This is a genomic window from Ruicaihuangia caeni (assembly GCF_029952955.1).
Classification (GTDB): domain Bacteria; phylum Actinomycetota; class Actinomycetes; order Actinomycetales; family Microbacteriaceae; genus Ruicaihuangia; species Ruicaihuangia caeni.
Genome location: NZ_JASATX010000001.1, coordinates 1,058,079 through 1,073,599 on the forward strand (window position 1 = coordinate 1,058,079; position 15,521 = coordinate 1,073,599).

Annotated in this window: 16 protein-coding genes; 6 read left to right on the plus strand and 10 right to left on the minus strand. The window is 68.2% G+C overall.

The features are described from left to right. Positions 1-54 precede the first annotated feature (54 nt). Entirely contained in the window at positions 55-855 is an 801-nt protein-coding gene (locus tag QF206_RS04880; protein WP_281488142.1) for a MerR family transcriptional regulator, read from the minus strand. A 161-nt stretch (positions 856-1,016) separates the two neighbouring features. Between QF206_RS04880 and QF206_RS04885 the strand changes: the two genes are divergently transcribed. Together QF206_RS04885 and QF206_RS04890 are read left to right on the plus strand one after the other, a co-directional pair. Continuing rightward, positions 1,017-1,799, plus strand: coding sequence for a nuclease-related domain-containing protein (locus tag QF206_RS04885; RefSeq protein WP_281488046.1), 783 nt, complete (start codon positions 1,017-1,019; stop codon positions 1,797-1,799). A gap of 57 nt (positions 1,800-1,856) precedes the next feature. Then, the gene (locus QF206_RS04890) at positions 1,857-2,231 is read left to right on the plus strand and encodes a hypothetical protein (protein WP_281488047.1); all 375 of its coding nucleotides are present in this window, start codon (positions 1,857-1,859) and stop codon (positions 2,229-2,231) included. Between the two features lie 23 nt (positions 2,232-2,254). Here QF206_RS04890 and QF206_RS04895 read toward each other — a convergent pair whose 3' ends face one another. The 3 genes from QF206_RS04895 to QF206_RS04905 form a co-directional block, all read right to left on the minus strand. Beyond that, positions 2,255-2,926, minus strand: a complete 672-nt coding sequence (locus QF206_RS04895) for an NUDIX hydrolase (RefSeq protein WP_422785350.1) — start codon at positions 2,924-2,926, stop codon at positions 2,255-2,257. 94 nt (positions 2,927-3,020) lie between these two features. Continuing rightward, on the minus strand, positions 3,021-4,433 hold the full coding sequence (locus QF206_RS04900) for an MBL fold metallo-hydrolase (protein WP_281488048.1): 1,413 nt from the start codon (positions 4,431-4,433) through the stop codon (positions 3,021-3,023). A 79-nt stretch (positions 4,434-4,512) separates the two neighbouring features. Continuing rightward, positions 4,513-4,704, minus strand: coding sequence for a hypothetical protein (locus tag QF206_RS04905; RefSeq protein ID WP_281488049.1), 192 nt, complete (start codon positions 4,702-4,704; stop codon positions 4,513-4,515). A 124-nt stretch (positions 4,705-4,828) separates the two neighbouring features. On the opposite strand from QF206_RS04905, the gene QF206_RS04910 reads away from it, so the two are divergent. Both QF206_RS04910 and QF206_RS04915 read left to right on the plus strand, forming a co-directional pair. Continuing rightward, a complete protein-coding gene (locus tag QF206_RS04910; RefSeq protein ID WP_281488050.1) occupies positions 4,829-5,116 on the plus strand; it encodes a metal-sensitive transcriptional regulator in 288 nt (95 codons plus the stop codon). Between the two features lie 71 nt (positions 5,117-5,187). Beyond that, on the plus strand, positions 5,188-5,667 hold the full coding sequence (locus QF206_RS04915) for a VOC family protein (RefSeq protein ID WP_281488051.1): 480 nt from the start codon (positions 5,188-5,190) through the stop codon (positions 5,665-5,667). A gap of 51 nt (positions 5,668-5,718) precedes the next feature. Here the strand turns inward: QF206_RS04915 and QF206_RS04920 are convergent, their stop codons facing one another. Then, positions 5,719-7,167 (minus strand): InlB B-repeat-containing protein, encoded by a 1,449-nt coding sequence (locus tag QF206_RS04920; protein ID WP_281488052.1) that lies wholly within the window; start codon positions 7,165-7,167, stop codon positions 5,719-5,721. A 331-nt stretch (positions 7,168-7,498) separates the two neighbouring features. Between QF206_RS04920 and QF206_RS04925 the strand changes: the two genes are divergently transcribed. Both QF206_RS04925 and QF206_RS04930 read left to right on the plus strand, forming a co-directional pair. Then, the gene (locus QF206_RS04925; RefSeq protein WP_281488053.1) at positions 7,499-7,867 is read left to right on the plus strand and encodes a cytoplasmic protein; all 369 of its coding nucleotides are present in this window, start codon (positions 7,499-7,501) and stop codon (positions 7,865-7,867) included. A gap of 131 nt (positions 7,868-7,998) precedes the next feature. Continuing rightward, the gene (locus QF206_RS04930) at positions 7,999-8,574 is read left to right on the plus strand and encodes a helix-turn-helix domain-containing protein (RefSeq protein WP_281488054.1); all 576 of its coding nucleotides are present in this window, start codon (positions 7,999-8,001) and stop codon (positions 8,572-8,574) included. Positions 8,575-8,658: 84 nt separating this feature from the next. On the opposite strand, the gene QF206_RS04935 is transcribed toward QF206_RS04930, so the two are convergent. The 5 genes from QF206_RS04935 to QF206_RS04955 all read right to left on the minus strand — a co-directional run bounded on the left by QF206_RS04935 (position 8,659) and on the right by QF206_RS04955 (position 15,438). After that, entirely contained in the window at positions 8,659-9,192 is a 534-nt protein-coding gene (locus QF206_RS04935; protein ID WP_281488055.1) for a DUF2306 domain-containing protein, read from the minus strand. Between the two features lie 193 nt (positions 9,193-9,385). Continuing rightward, entirely contained in the window at positions 9,386-9,742 is a 357-nt protein-coding gene (locus tag QF206_RS04940) for a cupin domain-containing protein (RefSeq protein WP_281488056.1), read from the minus strand. 5 nt (positions 9,743-9,747) lie between these two features. Beyond that, complete coding sequence (locus tag QF206_RS04945) at positions 9,748-11,193, minus strand: amidase (RefSeq protein ID WP_281488057.1); 1,446 nt, start codon at positions 11,191-11,193, stop codon at positions 9,748-9,750. Between the two features lie 15 nt (positions 11,194-11,208). Continuing rightward, the gene (locus tag QF206_RS04950) at positions 11,209-13,728 is read right to left on the minus strand and encodes a CehA/McbA family metallohydrolase (RefSeq protein ID WP_281488058.1); all 2,520 of its coding nucleotides are present in this window, start codon (positions 13,726-13,728) and stop codon (positions 11,209-11,211) included. Positions 13,729-13,815: 87 nt separating this feature from the next. Further along, on the minus strand, positions 13,816-15,438 hold the full coding sequence (locus QF206_RS04955) for a N,N-dimethylformamidase beta subunit family domain-containing protein (RefSeq protein ID WP_281488059.1): 1,623 nt from the start codon (positions 15,436-15,438) through the stop codon (positions 13,816-13,818). Positions 15,439-15,521: the final 83 nt, after the last annotated feature.

Sequence of the window (15,521 nt, forward strand, 5' to 3'; positions counted from 1 at the left end):
TCAGCTCGGCATAGTCGACCGGAGCGCCGCAGCCGCTGCAAGGTCGAGTCGTCCTCAGAGCGCCGTCGCCACGTAGTGCAGCAGCGCCGCACGCACGAACGCAGCGCCCTCCGCTCCGCCATAGTTGGCGGCAAACCGCTCGTCGGCGACATACATCTCGGCTAGACCCTCGACATACGCGCGCACGGTCGCGGCGTCTCCGCGCTCGGCGGGAGTGCCGGGAATACCGCGCAGCCAATCGACATGGCGAGCCGCCGCGTCCTGTGCTTCTGCACCGTGCGGGTCTGCCTTCGCTTCGGCGAGCGCGAGCCACGCCGCCCCGAGCGACTGAGCTCGCTGCTGCCAGTTGGAGCGCTCCGCTTCAGTCTTCGACTCCCACCAATCGGCGCTGCGCTTGTAGGCATCCTTTCCCCAGCGCTGTTCGACCTCCTCGCGATACTGCGTGTGATCGAACCCGTCGAACATGTCGTTCATGGTCAGTGCTCCTTCATCGTCGTTGTCCACCCTCTTGTGGGTGCTTGCTGCGTCGCCGCCCAGGGCCACCAGGGTGCGCTCGATCGACGCGATCTGTCGGCTGATGCGCTCTTGCTCGAGCCGCAGCCACTCGATATGCGCTGTGAGCGCCGATGCTTCATCGGTTTGCTGGTCGAGCACCTCGCCGATCGTTGAGAGGCCGAGCCCGAGCTCGCGCATCAACAGGAGCCGCTGCAGCCGCACGAGCGAGGCTCGGTCGTAGTAGCGGTACCCGTTACTGCCGATTCGGCTGGGCCGAAGCAACCCGAGGTCGTCATAGTGCCGGAGCGCCCGGCTCGTTGTGCCTGCCATACGGGCCACCTCCTGGATCGACCAGTCCACGGATGCCGCCTCCTCCCGCCAGTGATGCGCACCAGGCGCGTCCATCACTCAACACGCTAGAGCTTGACGTTGCGTCAAGGTCAAGCGCCTGCGGGGTCTCGGCGGAGAGCCCCCACGAACTGGGCGGCCCAACAGAGCCTCACGACTGGCACGATGAGCCCATGCGAGAACCGATCGAGTTCACCGCTTCATTGGTAGACCGCCTGCCGGCCTCGGGCGTCGTGGCCGAGTGTCTACGGCTGCAGCAGTCAGTGCGGCCAAGATCGCGCATCGGTCGCTTCGTTGGAAGCAACCCGCTGCATGGTGAGGCACGGTCGTGGTTCACAGGCGCCCTGGGCGAACTCGAAGTGGCCCAGTGTCTCGCAGTGCTCGGAGCCGAATGGCGCGTGATGCACTCGGTGCCGGTCGGCGAGGCCGGCAGTGACATCGACCACGTCGTGATCGGGCCAGGTGGCGTATTCACCATCAACACGAAGGCGCACCGTGGAGCACGGGTGTGGGTCGGCGCTCGGCGGCTGCTCGTGAACGGCCAGGAGACCGACCACCTGCGAAACGCTCAGCACGAGGCGCGCCGTGCGAGTCGTCTCCTCACAGCAGCCGTGGGTGAGCCCGTCACCGCCCGCGCGCTCGTGGTCGTCGTGGGTGCCCGCTCGATCACGATCAAGCAGCAGCCGGAACACGTGCGAGTGCTGGATGCGACTCGCCTGGCACGGTGGTTGAAGAAGCAGCGGCGAGCGCTGGAGCCGCATGCCGTCGAGCGACTGGTGGCCGCGGCATCCGCGCCCGCTCTTTGGAGCAGCACCGACCTGCCTGCGATGCCGGATTTTTCGGCGTTCGATGAGCTTCGCTCTGAAGTGAGCCGTGCCGCGCTCGTGCGCGCTCTGTGGGCGTTCGGATTCGTCGGCGCCATCGTCGCGGCGCTCTTCATCCCGTGGTTCGGTTGAGCAGCGGCGCGAACCACCCCGCGAAGTGAGGCGCTCGCTGATCGCTATGCTTTGCTCATGTTTGTCGCAGTGGCGTTCGTCGCGGTCATCGGGCTGCTCACGCTCTTTCAGGCCGCGCTCGCGCTCGGGGCACCGTGGGGGCGCGCCGCCTGGGGCGGCCAGCACGCGGGCGTCCTGCCCACTGGATACCGCATCGGCTCAGCAGTGTCGATCCTGGTCTATGGGTTCATCGCGGTGATCGCGCTCGCGCGCGCCGATGTCGTCGACGTCTTGCCCGACGGGTTCGCGCAGGTCGCTATGTGGGTGGTCTTCGGATTCCTCGCGCTCGGCGTCGTGATGAACGCCATCTCGCGCTCGCGGATCGAGCGGGCGGTGATGACGCCGGTCGCGCTCGTGCTCGCCGTGCTCGCGCTCCTCATCGCGCTCGGCTGAGGAACCCTCGGCTGAGACGACGCTCACACCTCGGTCGTGCGCGAGGCCTCCCATGGAACGGTCCATCCCAGCTCGTCGAACAGCCTCGACAGCACGATGCCGGTGAATCCCCACACGAGGCGCCCCTCGACGTCGAACGCCGGTGAACGGAATGTCTGCGCGCCGCGCCGTCGCACCGCCGTGAGCCGGTTCGCGGGGTCGAGCAGGTCGGCCACAGGAATCCGAAACACATCGACTGTCTCGCGGTGATCGACCGCAGCCACCTGCGAAGGACGAGTCCACCATGCGAGCACCGGCGTGACAAGGTTGCTGCTCACCGACAGCGGCAGCTCAGGCAGTGTGCCGAGCACGTCGACGCCCGAGGGCTCGAGGCCGGTCTCCTCGACGGCTTCACGCAGCGCAGTCGCCGTGATGTCGGCATCCGCCGGGTCGACTCCCCCACCAGGGAACGAGATCTGGCTCGCGTGGTGGCGCATGGTCGCCGATCGCCGCTGCAGCAGCACGTCGAGATCAGCGGGCACGGGACCGTCGCTGTCGGCGGGTTCGCGATCGAGCACCCCGAACAGCACCAGCACTCCGGAACGACGAGCGGATGCCGCGTCGACGCCGAACCGGGAAGGATCAAGCGCCCAGTCCACCCCGCGGGCGCACAGCGACTCGAGGTCGCGTCGCGCTTGTCCGATCCCGGTCGCCACCTCGCCAGCCTACGGGGCCGCTGTCGGCGGTGGCCCACCGAACCGACGGACTCTGACGCACCGCGCCAGCTCCGGGCACCGGCCAGGCCGCCGGCTACGCCGCTGCTCGCCCCGCTGACTGCGCCGCGACCCACCCGAGGTACGAGCCCTCCAGCTCGACGACGTCGAACCCCGCGCGACGCAGTGCGCTCGCGACCACGCTGTTGCGCAGGCCGCTGCGGCAGTAGCTGACAATGGTCCCCTCGGACGGCAAGCGATCGAGGTTCCACAGGGCGCGACCCGCGCTCAACTGCTCGGCACCGGGCAGATGCCCGGCCGCGTATTCGGCCTTGCTGCGCACGTCGAGCAGCAGGGCACGGTCGAGCCCGTCGAGGTCCTCGGGTGAGACGGTGCGCGGCGCGACCAGGTCGAGCCCGTCGAGCGAGGAGATGAAACCGGTCACGGTGTCGATGCCCACGCGCATGAGGTGTGCGCGCAGTTCTTCGGCCTCGTCGCGATCGGCGGCGAGCGCGATGAGGGGGCGCTGCTCGGCATCCGGGTCGATCGCCCAAGCTCCGTATGTTGCTGCCTTGGCGGCACCGGGAATGTTCAGCGCGTCCGGAACCGTGCCGGTGTGCACTGCGCCATGCGAACGCGTGTCGATGAAGATCGCCGCGTCGGCGGCCAATTCGGCGCGCACGTCGTCGGCGCTGTATTCAGCGAGGTCGGGCAGCTCGCCGAGCAGCGCGGGCCCGACGCGGTTCTGCACCTTCATGCGCGCGAAGTAGGCGTGGGCGTCGGGCTGCCCGTTGAGCAGCTCATCGATGAAGCCCTGCTCATCCCCCGCCTCGAGGTACTTGCCCCACCACGAGAACGCGCGCTCGTAGCCGACGGTGGTCGAGTCGATCGCGCCGAGTGCCTTGCCGCACGCACTACCGGCACCGTGACCGGGCAGCACCTGCACATAGTCAGGCAGGGTCAGGAAGCGGTCGCGCAGGCTGGCGAACAACTGCTTGGCGCCGGCGAAGCGGGTGTCGATGCCACCGGCTGCCTCGTCGAGCAGGTCGGGGCGGCCCACGTCGCCGACGAACACGAAGTCGCCGGTGATCATGAAGCCGGGTTCGCTCGCCTGCGCGCCGTCAGTCACGAGGAACGACAGGTGCTCCGGGGTGTGGCCCGGAGTGTGCGCCGCGGTGATCGTCACGTTGCCGAGACGGATCGTGTCGCCGTCGCGCATGCGCACGGCCTCGTCGAATGCCTCGCCGTAGGTCCACTCAGGGCCACCCTCATCAGAGACGTACATCGTCGCGCCGGTGGCTGCGGCCAGTTCGCGCGTGCCCGAGAGGTAGTCGGCGTGGATGTGGGTCTCGGTGACCGCGGTGATCGTCATGCCGTGCTTCTTCGCGAGGTCGGAGTAGACGCGGATGTCACGGCGCGGGTCGATGACGATCGCCTCGCCGCGCGCCTGGCAGCCGATCAGATAGCTCGCTTGGGCGAGGTCTTCGTCGTAGATGCGTTCCAGCAGCATGGTGCGTTCCTCGGGTTTCTCGGGTGAGTCGGGTCGGGTTTGGGCGGGCGGGTGTTCGTCGGATGCGGTGCGGATGCCGTCAGCGGCCGAACAGGCGCGCGAGGAACCCGCCGCCGCGCGCTCCCTGGGCAGCCGCTTCCACCTCGGCGCGCGAGTGCTGGCCGTTGCACCACTGGGATGCCGGAACCTGACGCTTCACGTCTTGGATGTGCTCACCGCATCCGGTCCAGGTGGTCTTGCCACAGGTGTTGCACTTCGTTGCTCGGCACATGAAGCCGTTTCCAATCTCTCTGTCTCAACAATGTCGGAGATACCCCCGGGGGTATCAATCCGTGCTGGAAATAATACCCCCTGGGGTATCATGAATGTCAACTCGACCTGAGAGGGGCGCCGCAATGACCGAGAACCTCACAACGCACGCCGAATACGACCCCGAAGCCAAGCGGAAGATCGTCAACCGTCTGCGCCGCGCGCACGGTCAACTCGCCGCGGTGATCGCCGCCGTCGAGGGCGACACCCACTGCCGCGACGTCGTGCAGCAGCTCTCAGCGGTGTCGAAGGCCGTCGACCGCGCCGGGTTCCTCGTGATCTCCACCGCGCTGCGCGAATGCCTCACCGACTCGGGCGACGAGTCGAAGACCAACCCCGAGGAGCTCGAGAAGCTGTTCCTGTCGCTGGCATAGCGCGGGCGTAGGCTCACACCGGCAGCCCCCTTCGGCAGACGTGCGAGCTCGCCTGGCGCTACGCTGCGGCCATGGACCACGCGGATGCCGCAAAGCTGACCTCGAGTGACCCCAAGCAGGCAATGCAGCAACGCCTGCACTTCATCACCCTGTCGACCCACGACCTAGATGCCGTTCGCGCCTTCTACGTCGACGGCCTCGGCTGGACGCCCACCCTCGATGTAGCCGACGAGATCGTGTTCTTTCAGCTCGCGCCCGGGCTGATACTCGGCTTCTTCCGCGAAGACAAGTTCGCCCAAGACCTCGGGCTACCGCGTCCCGCGCCCGTGTCAGGTGTGACCCTCGCGCACAACGTTGAGAGCCGAGACGCCGTGATCCGACTCGTGGAAGCGATGGCAGCCTGCGGAGGAACGGTGCGCAAGCAGCCACAGCCCGGCGACTACGGTGGCATCTTCCACGCGCAGGTCGAAGACCCCAACGGCGTGCTCTGGGAGATCGCGCACAACCCTGGCTGGACGATCGGCGACGACGGGCGCGTCAGCTTTCCGTGAGGTGGCGGGCTGGGCCGCGGCGGTTATCGCCGCCGCCCAGCGCCGTACGGACTATCCCTGCGTACGCTCGCGGCGCCGCGAGACGACGCCAGCTGCGGCTCCGAGACCGAGCAGCGCGAGCGCGAGCCAGCCGAGGCTGGCGTCGACACCGGTCTGCGGGAGGGTGCGCCCGGTTCCGCTGTCGGCGGCCGGAACAGCCGCTCCGCCGCCAGCCGGCGGAGCAGGCGTCACCGGCGGCGTCGGGTTGTTCCACACGGCGAAGACGGTGAGGTCACCGCTGATCGAGGTCGCACTGGTGAACGCGGTGCCGGTGCCGTCGGCGAGCGTGTTCCATCCGGTCAACGTGCGCCCGGTCAGCGTCGGCGCGGGCAAAGCGAGCAGCGCAGCATCCAGCGACGCCGCATAGACGCGCTGTGCGGTCGATGCCGGGGCCGCATCGACGTGGTTCGAGTCGAACGTCACGACGTAGTTGTTGCCCGCGACGGCGAGCGTGCCGCCGTTCTCGACGCTGTCGATCGACGCCACGGTGAGAGTCCCGCTGTTGGCGAGCGTCCCTGCGCCACCGAGGGCCCCGTCGCCCGTGATCGAGCCGGTCGGGGTCACCGTGACCGCCCCGCCCGCGGGAACGATCATCGATGCGGATGCCGGCACGATGACGGTTCCACCAATCGTGACCGTGCCGAAGCCGCCGCCGACTCCCCCGCCGAAGGCCCGGCCGTTCGTCGAGTTGACCGTCACCGTTGCACCATCGCCGATCGTGACGGTTCCGCCGTTGCTGCCTTCGCTGCCGCCGATCGCCGCTGAATTCGCACTGCCGGTCGCGACCACGGTTCCGCCTGTGATCGACACGGTCGCAGGGGCAGGCGCATACCAACCGCTGCCGATGCCCGATGAGAGGTTGCCGCCGACGGCAGTGACCTGGCCACCCGAGATCGAGATCGTGCAGGGACCGTTGGATGCCCAGCCCGAGCCGATGCCCGGACCATCAGAGTTGCCAGTGGCGGTCACGGTGCCGCCGGTGATGTTGATGGTGCCGCAGTCCTGGCCGTCGCCACCACCGATGCCGGCACCGTGCCCTGCGGTGGCCGTGATCGTGCCGCTCTCAATGGTGAGGGTGGCGCCATGGGTTGTGATGCCGGCCGCAAAGCCTGCGGTAGCGCTGAGGGCGCCACCGCCAGCGGTGTCGCGAATCGTGAATGCCTTGCCGGCGGCGACAGTAAGACCCGCCACAGAGATCGCGTGTCCATTCAGATCGAGCGCGATCGAATTCGCCACCGTTGCCGCAGCGCCGAGCGCGAAATCGGCATTGACGACAACGACGTCGCCGTCGGGCGCGGTGTTCAGCGCCGTGGCCAGCTCGGCATCCGTCGTGACTGGCACATCTGCGGCCATGGCTGCGGATGGTGCTCCTGCCACAACCAGGGCACAGGAGATGATTGCGGCGAGCGAGATGGACGTCGCAGCGCGGGCGGGTTTGCGGGTCAGTGCGAAGGGGCGCACGAGTGCTCCAGGAGTCGGGTGGTGCCGGGTCAGGGTAAGGCGGTCAACGCAACGCTCCGCCACCCTCGGGAGGGGTCGCGGTCACCGGCGCGCAAACGACGTTTCGCAGCATATCGGTACGCGAACCTTTTTCAGGTCGCGACGTGCCCCGGAATGCGTCGATTCGATGTGATCGCGCACCCAGCCACATGGCCCCGGACCGAACCGGGTAGGCCGGCCTCAATCAGCCGCTCCTCTGCTGCCGATGAGTCGCCACAGACCTCTAACGTGTGCCCGGCGCCGGACCTACGATTGCGCCGACGCGAGGTTTGCTTCTCGCTGGAGGTCGACGATGCCTGATCCGATTGACGTCAACCCAAAGCTGTACCGAGTGGTGTTCGAGAACGCGCGCGTGAGGGTGCTCGAGTACTTCGACCGCCCGGGCGACGCGACAGTGACTCACAGTCACCCGGATTCGGTGATGATCACGCTCTCCGACTTCGACCGCCGCCTGACGCAAGGCGAGCGCACTCGCGATCTCCATCTGGACGCGTTTCAGGTGCGCTGGCTCGACGCGCAAGACCACTCCGGAGCAAACATCGGCTCCACCGACACACACGCGTTCTTCGTGGAACTGAAGGAGCGCGACAGTGCGGATGCCGCGAACGACGCGCACGCCGACGATCACGCGCTCGGCCCCACCGACCCTCCTCCGCTATGACCTCGTGACCGGCCGGGCCGTGGCGTTCGCACGGACTTCGCACGGACTTCGCCCGTTCACTCGCAGACCGCGGAGACCGCACTTGCCCTCCGATACTGTGGAGAGAAGCGCGAGAAACGGGGCCCGAACAGATGCGAGTCGTTGCAGTAGAGCAGTATCCCGAGCGTGCTCGCATCGGGTCACGACTGCGCGGGGCACGGCTCGCGAAGCACATGACGATCAAGCAGGTCGCGGATGCGTGCGGCCTCACCGAGGGGTTCATCAGCCGGCTCGAGCGCGACCTGACCTCGCCAAGCGTTGCGACCCTGATCAACCTCTGCAACGCGCTCAACATCGACGCGGGCGCTCTGCTCTCGCGCACGGATGCCGCGCACGTGAAGCTCGAGAACGCGCCGAAGCTGTCGTCGGCCACCGAGGGCTCCCTCGAGAAGCTGCTCACTCCGCGCCAGGAATCGCGTGTGCAGGCGATCCACGCGATCATCGAGCCCGGCGCCAAGGGGAACTCGCAGGACTACACCGTCAACTCGAACGTGCACTTCGTGCATGTGCTCGACGGCGAGCTGACGATGGAGATCCAAGATCAGCAGTGGGTGTTGGCTAAGGGCGACTCGCTCACCTTCGACGGGAAAGAGTCGCACCACTGGACAGCGTCGCCCAAAGACGGTGCGACGGTGCTCTGGTTCTTGACGCCCGCGACCGGCGAGTAGGCGGGTGCCACACTCACGAGCTCAAGCAGCCCGGCAGAGCAGCAGCGTGAAGCTGCGGTTCCGCCATGACGGTGCGGGCCTCGACTAGCGCGGCAGCGCCTCAGAGTTCTCCGCCGTCGACTCAGACACCTGGCCGGCCGCCTTCTTCGGCCCACGCGCTGGCAGGTTCACGATGCCCCACACCGACGCCGCCGCGGTCAATGCGATCGCCGCGATGAACGCGGCGACAAGCCAAGGGTGATGCACTGCTGTGTCGGGGATGCGGCGATCAGGCACCGCCACGACGCCGATCAATGCGCCGAGCAGCCCGAAGTAGCTGCCGAGCAGGAACGATCGGTGCGACTTCACCCGGTGACGTCGCGCCGCGATGATGCCCATGGTCACCGTGAACGCAGTAAAGAGCGAGAGGGCGTGAAGCCACCCGAACCCGCCGTTGATCGTGCGGATGCCGAACGAGGTGGTGATGACCAGCGCCATCGCGACCACCCACGTCCAGCCGACGATGCGGTGAGGCCGGTCGCCCTTGCGGCGCCGAAAGATCTGAACGACGCCGAAGCCGAGGGCATAAGTGGCCGCTACGGCATGGACAAGGATCAGCGGGTCCCAACGATCGAGCACCACCGGAGCCTACAACCTTTCTGAGCGTGGGCTGTGCGTAGCATCTGAACCCGAAGCAGCCACTTGGTGTCTGTCTTATCGCTGGCGCGACCGCGACGGGAAGCCGGCCGCCCCTCTCGGAACGGCCGGCTTCGAGCCCGCGCGACCTCGCGTCGATTGCGCCCGCGTGACCTCGCGTCGATTGCGCCGAGCGCTACTGCGCCCGGTGCACCCCCATGAACACCTTTTCGGTGTCTTCGAGCGTGTGCCACACGCCCTTGAACCCTTGCGGGATCACGAACGACTCCCCCGCACCGAACTCGCGGCGCGCGCCGGACTCGTCTTCCACGGCGACGCGGCCGCGGAGCACGACGCACAGCTCGGTGTACGGCCATGACTCGAATGCGACGCTGCCGGCCGAACCGGTCCAATAGCCGCCCTCGACGGCCGAGTTGCCGAAGTCGGCGCGGTACTCGGTCTCGGTCCAGCCGTCGCTGACCTCGTCGTACGACGCCGGGTCGGGCACAGAGCCCTCCAGCGCAGTCGGCGACAGGGTAACAATCTGATCCACGCTCATCACGCGCTCACCTCCAGTTGCCAGAAGTCGGTCTTGTACACGTGCTTCTCCACAGCGCGCGCGACCGACATCACCTTCATGTCGTCGAATGCGGGGCCGACGACCTGCACGCCGGTCGGCACGCCGATCGACGACATGCCGCTCGGGATGCTCAGCACGGGCAGCTGGCTGAGCATGTTGAACGGGTAGGTCATGAACCAGGCCTCGGCGATCTTCTCCGGCACGATCTCGCCGTTGATCTCGATCGCGAGGTCGAGCGGCGAGCGGTCGGCGCCGACGGAGGGCAGCGCGGTGGTCGGGCAGAGGAACGCGTCGTACTCCTCCAGCATCCGCCCCATGCGCCCGTACATCGCAACGTGCACCTCGAGCGCCGCGGTGAGGTCGTCGGGCGTGAGCGACTTGCCGTGCGCGATCATGTCGGCGGTGTAGTCGGCCAACTGGTCGACGTCGCGCTCGAAGTCGTGCACGAACCGGGCGGCGGAACCACGGCTGGAGTTCGTGGCGAGCCAGGCGTCGAACGCCTCGGTCCCCCAGTCGAGTTCGACCTCCTCGACGGTCGCGCCGAGCGCGCGCAGCCCCTCGACGAGCGAGAGCAGGTTGTCGCGCACCTCGGTGTCGACTGGGAAGTACCCGAGGTCGATCGAGTACGCGATCTTCCAGCCCTTCACATCGGCCAGGGCCGTGTAGTCGACGGTCTCGTTGACGGTGCTGATGTCGTCGGGATGCCGGCCGGCGATGATGCTCTGCATCAGGCACACGTCTTCGACGGTGCGCGCGAGCGGGCCGTAGTGCATGTAGGGGTCGAAGGTGTTGGGCAGGTCGTTCGGGTTGCGGCCGAACGGCGCCTTGTACCCGTACACACCGCAGCAGGATGCCGGGATGCGGATCGATCCGCCGATGTCGGACCCGTCGGCGATCGTCGTCATGCCGGCGGCGAGGGTCACGCCCGCCCCCGACGACGACCCGCCGGGTCCGTACTCGCGGTTCCACGGGTTGCGGGTGACGCCCCACAGCGGGGTGTAGCAGTTGCCGGCCTCACCGAACTCGGGCATCGTGGTGCGGCCGATCACGACGGCGCCGGCCTCAAGCATCCGTGCGACGCCCGGATGAGTGTCGGAGACGACGTTGTCGGCGTACAGCTTCGAGCCGTAGGTGACGGTGTGCCCGGTGATCGGCACATTGTCTTTCACGGCGAGCGCGATGCCCTCGAGCGGGCGGGCGGTGCCCTGACGCCAGCGTTCGTCGGCGAGGCGTGCACCGGCCATGGCCTCTTTGGCGTACACCGCGGTGAACGCGTTCAGGCCCGGGTTGACCTCGTCGATGCGGGCGAGCAGCGCCGCCATGAGTTCGGAGGGCAGCAGCGATCCGTCGCGGAATCGCTGCAGCGCCTCGGTCGCCGAGAGGTAGACGAGTGATCGATCAGACAGATCAGACAGATCAGACAATTGGTGGTTCCTTTCTCAGGCTTCGAAGCCGGCGGCGGCGAGCCGGTCGTGCAGTGCGCGGGTGGCCTCGTCGAACGGTTCGACGAGCCATGCCATGTGGTCGGCCTGCCCGTGCCGCTGGGTCGCGCTGCCTGCCCAGTTCGTGCGGGCGCGCTCGGTGACGTAGCGGCGGGCGCCCTCGACGATCGAGAGCATGTTGCGCAGCGTGCCCTCGTCGGTCTTGGCGTACTGCCCCGCGGTGGCGAAGTAGATGGGTGAGGTGTGCGCGAAGACGGGGCGCTCCCAGTTGTCGTGGTGCTTGGCGGCATCCCTGCCGAAGCAGCGCACCGCGACCCACGAGTCTTCATGCACCGTGATCGCGTGCTCGACCTGGTGACGGGTCGCGCCCTCGGGCACCGGCACGCGCGCCTCGACGCGGCCGTCGACGATCACCTCGATCTCGCTCACTGGGAATACCGTCTCGAGCTCGATCGCGAGCTGCGCGGTTGAACCGGATGCCGTCTGCACCACCGATCCGATCGGCGCCCCGTCTGCGGTGACCCACAGCAGCGGACCGCTGGTGACCATGGTGTTGCCGCTCTTGATGCCGCGCGACCACGCCCAGTAGTCGACCTGCGACGGGTCGTCGACTGCGGCGTAGGTGCGCATCATGCCGATGGGCACTTCGGCGGTCATCTTGTCGGTGCCTGCGGCGAGCGGCATCCGGAATCCGGCGTTGAGGTACCGGTAGTACTCGTTCATGTTGTAGTGGTCGAACGCGATGGTCTCGACCGCGTCGAGCCGTCCGGTGGCGAGCAGCGCTGCGGTCTCGCCGTAGGGCACCGGGAAGTGCGCGAGCACGACCGTGCCGCCCTGCGCGTGGCACTCATCGGCCCAGCGCGAGAGCGTGGTTTCGAGTCCGCCGCCGAGGTCGGCCTCTTCTGAGCCGCCGGTGCACCAGGGGAAGATCGGTTCGCGGATGCCGAGCAGGTTGATGTGCCCGAGCATGTTGGTGCGGTTCTCCTGCCCGGTGAAGACGACGGTGCGGCCGTCGGGCGACTGCTCGGGGCGTCCCGAGAACTCTTCGGTGCTGGTGAAGAGGTGGCCCCACTGGGTCTGCAGCAGGTTCACCACTTCGAGGTCTTCGGCGCGCGCCTCGAGCTCGGCGCCCTTGGTCGACACGAAGTGCACGTGCGTGTCGCCACCGGCGTAGCCGCGGGCCAGCGGGTCGAACTCGCGCTGCACCTCGAGGGTGAACCGGGTCGAATCGGGGCCGACCGTGATGGTGCGGCGCACCGGGCGGTAGGTGAACCCGCGCGCCAATTCGACGGTCACCTCGCCGTCGGGCAGCCAGCCTTCGAAGCGGCCGTCGATGAACGCGTAGGTGTGGGCGCCGAGGCGCACGTCTCCCCCGATGTCGAGGTTCCAGGTGCCGCCGTCGGAGTTGATGTGGGCGTGGTGCGCATAGGGGGCGAACGGGATGCCGTCGGCTGACTCGAAGCGGATGCGGCATGCCACGAGCTCACCCGTGTCGGCATCCCGCACCTCGCCCGTGACCCAGGTGCGGTCGGCCGAGGGCAGCTTCGCGGTGACGGATGCCGAGACCGCGAGCTCGCCGTGCTCGACGAGGTCGCGCCACCGGAACGAGCCGAGCGTCTCGGCTCCGCGGCGCACCGTGACCGTGGCGGACGGTGCGGCGGCGATGCGGGCGTAGCCGATGTCGTCGCGCTCGCGAGTGCCGCCCCAGCTGCTCACGTCAAGGCCGGCGTGCGGCTGCGAGCGCGCGACCTTGTAGAGGTAGGTGCTGCTGCCGCGGTCGACCTCGATCGAGACGGTCTCATCGGCCTCGCCGTCGGCGAAGGTGAACAGGGTCTCGCGCGCGACCTCGCGGATGAGCGGCTCTTCGTCGAGCAGGCTGCGGGTGAGCGCGCCGAGCACGATGGTGTGGCGTTCGCCGCGCAGTTCGACACGCTCGATGCGGGCGTCGGGGCGCGGGTTCTGCCAGGCCCACAGGTAGAAGCGGTACGGCAACACGTAGGGCACGCGTGATTGCGGGTCTTCGATCTCGACCAGGCGCGCGCCGGCTTCGTCGTAGCGTCCGCAGGTGCGGTCCATGAGCTCGTGCTCGGCGTCGTTGACTGCGAGGAACGGCGTCTGCCCCCAGTCGAGCGGCAGCGCGCGGCCCGACCACTTGCGCGGCGTGGGGCCGATCTCGAACCGCTGGCGCAGCGGCACATCGACGGTCTCGCCGTCGTCGAAGACCACTCGGTATGCGCCGACGGTCTCGCCGATCGAGCCGCCTTCGAACAGGTCGGGCTCGAGCACGGCGTGGGCGAACACGAGCCAGCGGGCCTCGTCGTTCACGGGAGCCGTGACGGGCTCACCGCCCGGCGCGGCGAGGGCGAAGGCGGCATCCGGGGTTCCGAATGAGAACGGCAGGCCGTGCAGGGAGCGCTGGCCGAGCGTGATCTCGAGCGGGTCTTCCATGATGTCGGCCGGTGCGGTGAAGACCGGCGTGAGGTCGATCGGCTCGTACTCGACGGTGGTGGTGTGCACGGTGGTTCTCTCTGGTTCGTGGTGATGCTCGCCTGCGGAAGGTCGAGCGTGGTCGGCGCGGTCAGGTCTACTGGCGGGTAGTCCGAATCAACCGGACCGCCCGGTTCGTCGCGTGAAGCGGTCGAGCACGTTGCGCACGACCTGCGACACGAACGGGTCGCCGGTGCTGAGCGCGTGCGGCCACTGGGTCGAGCCGCCGTTGAACACCTCGCCGGCGCCTCGGGTGAAGGTGGCGATCATGCCCGAGCCTCGAGATTCGTTCTGGCGCACGTAATCGGGCAGCTCGTCACCGAGCGCGTCGAACAGCTCTTGGATGCCGCTGTCTGAGCTGCCCAGCGGCTGGGTGCCGTTGAAGCGGTCTTCCTCACCCTTGACTGCGGGGCACAGCGCGAGGATCTCGAGCGTGTCGGGGGCGCCGTCTTCGAAGGTGGGGAACGGCAGTCCGCGGCGGAAGGTGTATTCGACTCCGTCGACCTCGAAGGCGGCGAGGAACGCGGGTGCGCCGCCGAGCAGGTCGCCGTAGTACAGGTCGGTGCCTGCGAACGCCCAGTGTTCGGGGCGGTACACGGTGAACCCGCCGGACGATCGGGGCGCGGCGACGCCGTAGCGGGTGAGCGTGCCGCCGAGGCCGTTGAGCCCGACCGTGGTCGCGCCCGGGCGGCCGACGCTGCGGGCTTCCCAGACCGTGGTGGTCAGGTGGGGTGTGGTGTCGGATGCCGGGTCCAGTGACGGCAGCCGGTAGCAGTACTGCGTGGTGCTGTCGTCGCTGAGCCGGACCTGCCACTGGTAGTTGCCGGCGAACCGGGCGAATCCGCCGCCGCGCTCAACGAACGCGTCGATCACGTCGCGCATCTGCCACGACCAGTACTCGTCATGCCCGACCACGACCGCGCAATCATAGGGGTCAAGAGCCGTCGGGTCCTCGTGCAGATCGATCTGTGTGAGGTAGTCGAGCTCGTAGCCGTGGCCCTCGGCCCAGATCACGAAGTCACGCTCGTAGGTGGCCCAGAACGCGTCGGCGTGGTGGCGGCTGTACCCGTTGAGGCGCGCCCACTCGTAGGCGGGGTACCGCGGCGCTGCGTCGATCGGTGGGGTGTGCGAGTGGAACTCTTGCGGCACGCCGGGAGGTTTGCGCAGCATCCCGCGCGCGATCGGTCGCTGCGTCGATGAGAGCGGTGAGCCGATCTCGTTGCGCGGGTCGTCGCCGATGCCGCGGTACTGGTTGGCGCCGCCCCAGTCGTTGTAGGCGCTCAGCGTGCCCGTCGTCAGTATCAGGGCGATCGACGCGCGGTGGTCGGTCGCGTGCTTGACGATGATGAAGTGCTCGCGCTCCCACACCTCGCCCGAAGGCGTGTGGTTGCGCACGATGATCAGGTAGAAGCCGGCGGGGGCGTCGTCTGGGATGCTCCAGTGGTGGGTCGGCTCCCACCCGCAGCCGACGGCGTAGGCATCCGCCGGCGTCTCCTGCCGCACGCCCGTGAGCGTGTGCGCGCGATGCACGGTCTCGGGGTGCGCGCCGTCTCTGATGACCTCGAGCTCGAACTCGCTCGCGGTGGTGCTTATGTGCAGCTCGACCGTCTCGCCTGGCAGGTATGAGTACCGGGGCGTGTACACCCAGGTCTCGGGGCTGTCGGTGGTGAACGGGCGCTCGGAGGGCCACCCGCGCGGCGACCAAGCGGCGGGTGCCGTCAGCTTGGTGTCGGTCGACATGGTGCTCCAGTGGTGCGAGGTGAAGGCGAGTGGTGCGGATGCCGCGCGCTCGCCTCACGAGGTGTCAGAGGTTGGCCGGCGTG

Bases quoted from the DNA above. Each gene is read 5' to 3' on its own strand.
- QF206_RS04925 (WP_281488053.1), top strand. From the start codon at position 7,499: ATGCCTGATCCGATTGACGTCAACCCAAAGCTGTACCGAGTGGTGTTC.
- QF206_RS04885 (WP_281488046.1), top strand. From the start codon at position 1,017: ATGCGAGAACCGATCGAGTTCACCGCTTCATTGGTAGACCGCCTGCCG.
- QF206_RS04900 (WP_281488048.1), bottom strand. From the start codon at position 4,433: ATGCTGCTGGAACGCATCTACGACGAAGACCTCGCCCAAGCGAGCTAT.
- QF206_RS04915 (WP_281488051.1), top strand. From the start codon at position 5,188: ATGGACCACGCGGATGCCGCAAAGCTGACCTCGAGTGACCCCAAGCAG.
- QF206_RS04955 (WP_281488059.1), bottom strand. From the start codon at position 15,438: ATGTCGACCGACACCAAGCTGACGGCACCCGCCGCTTGGTCGCCGCGC.
- QF206_RS04930 (WP_281488054.1), top strand. From the start codon at position 7,999: ATGCGAGTCGTTGCAGTAGAGCAGTATCCCGAGCGTGCTCGCATCGGG.
- QF206_RS04910 (WP_281488050.1), top strand. From the start codon at position 4,829: ATGACCGAGAACCTCACAACGCACGCCGAATACGACCCCGAAGCCAAG.
- QF206_RS04890 (WP_281488047.1), top strand. From the start codon at position 1,857: ATGTTTGTCGCAGTGGCGTTCGTCGCGGTCATCGGGCTGCTCACGCTC.
- QF206_RS04905 (WP_281488049.1), bottom strand. From the start codon at position 4,704: ATGTGCCGAGCAACGAAGTGCAACACCTGTGGCAAGACCACCTGGACC.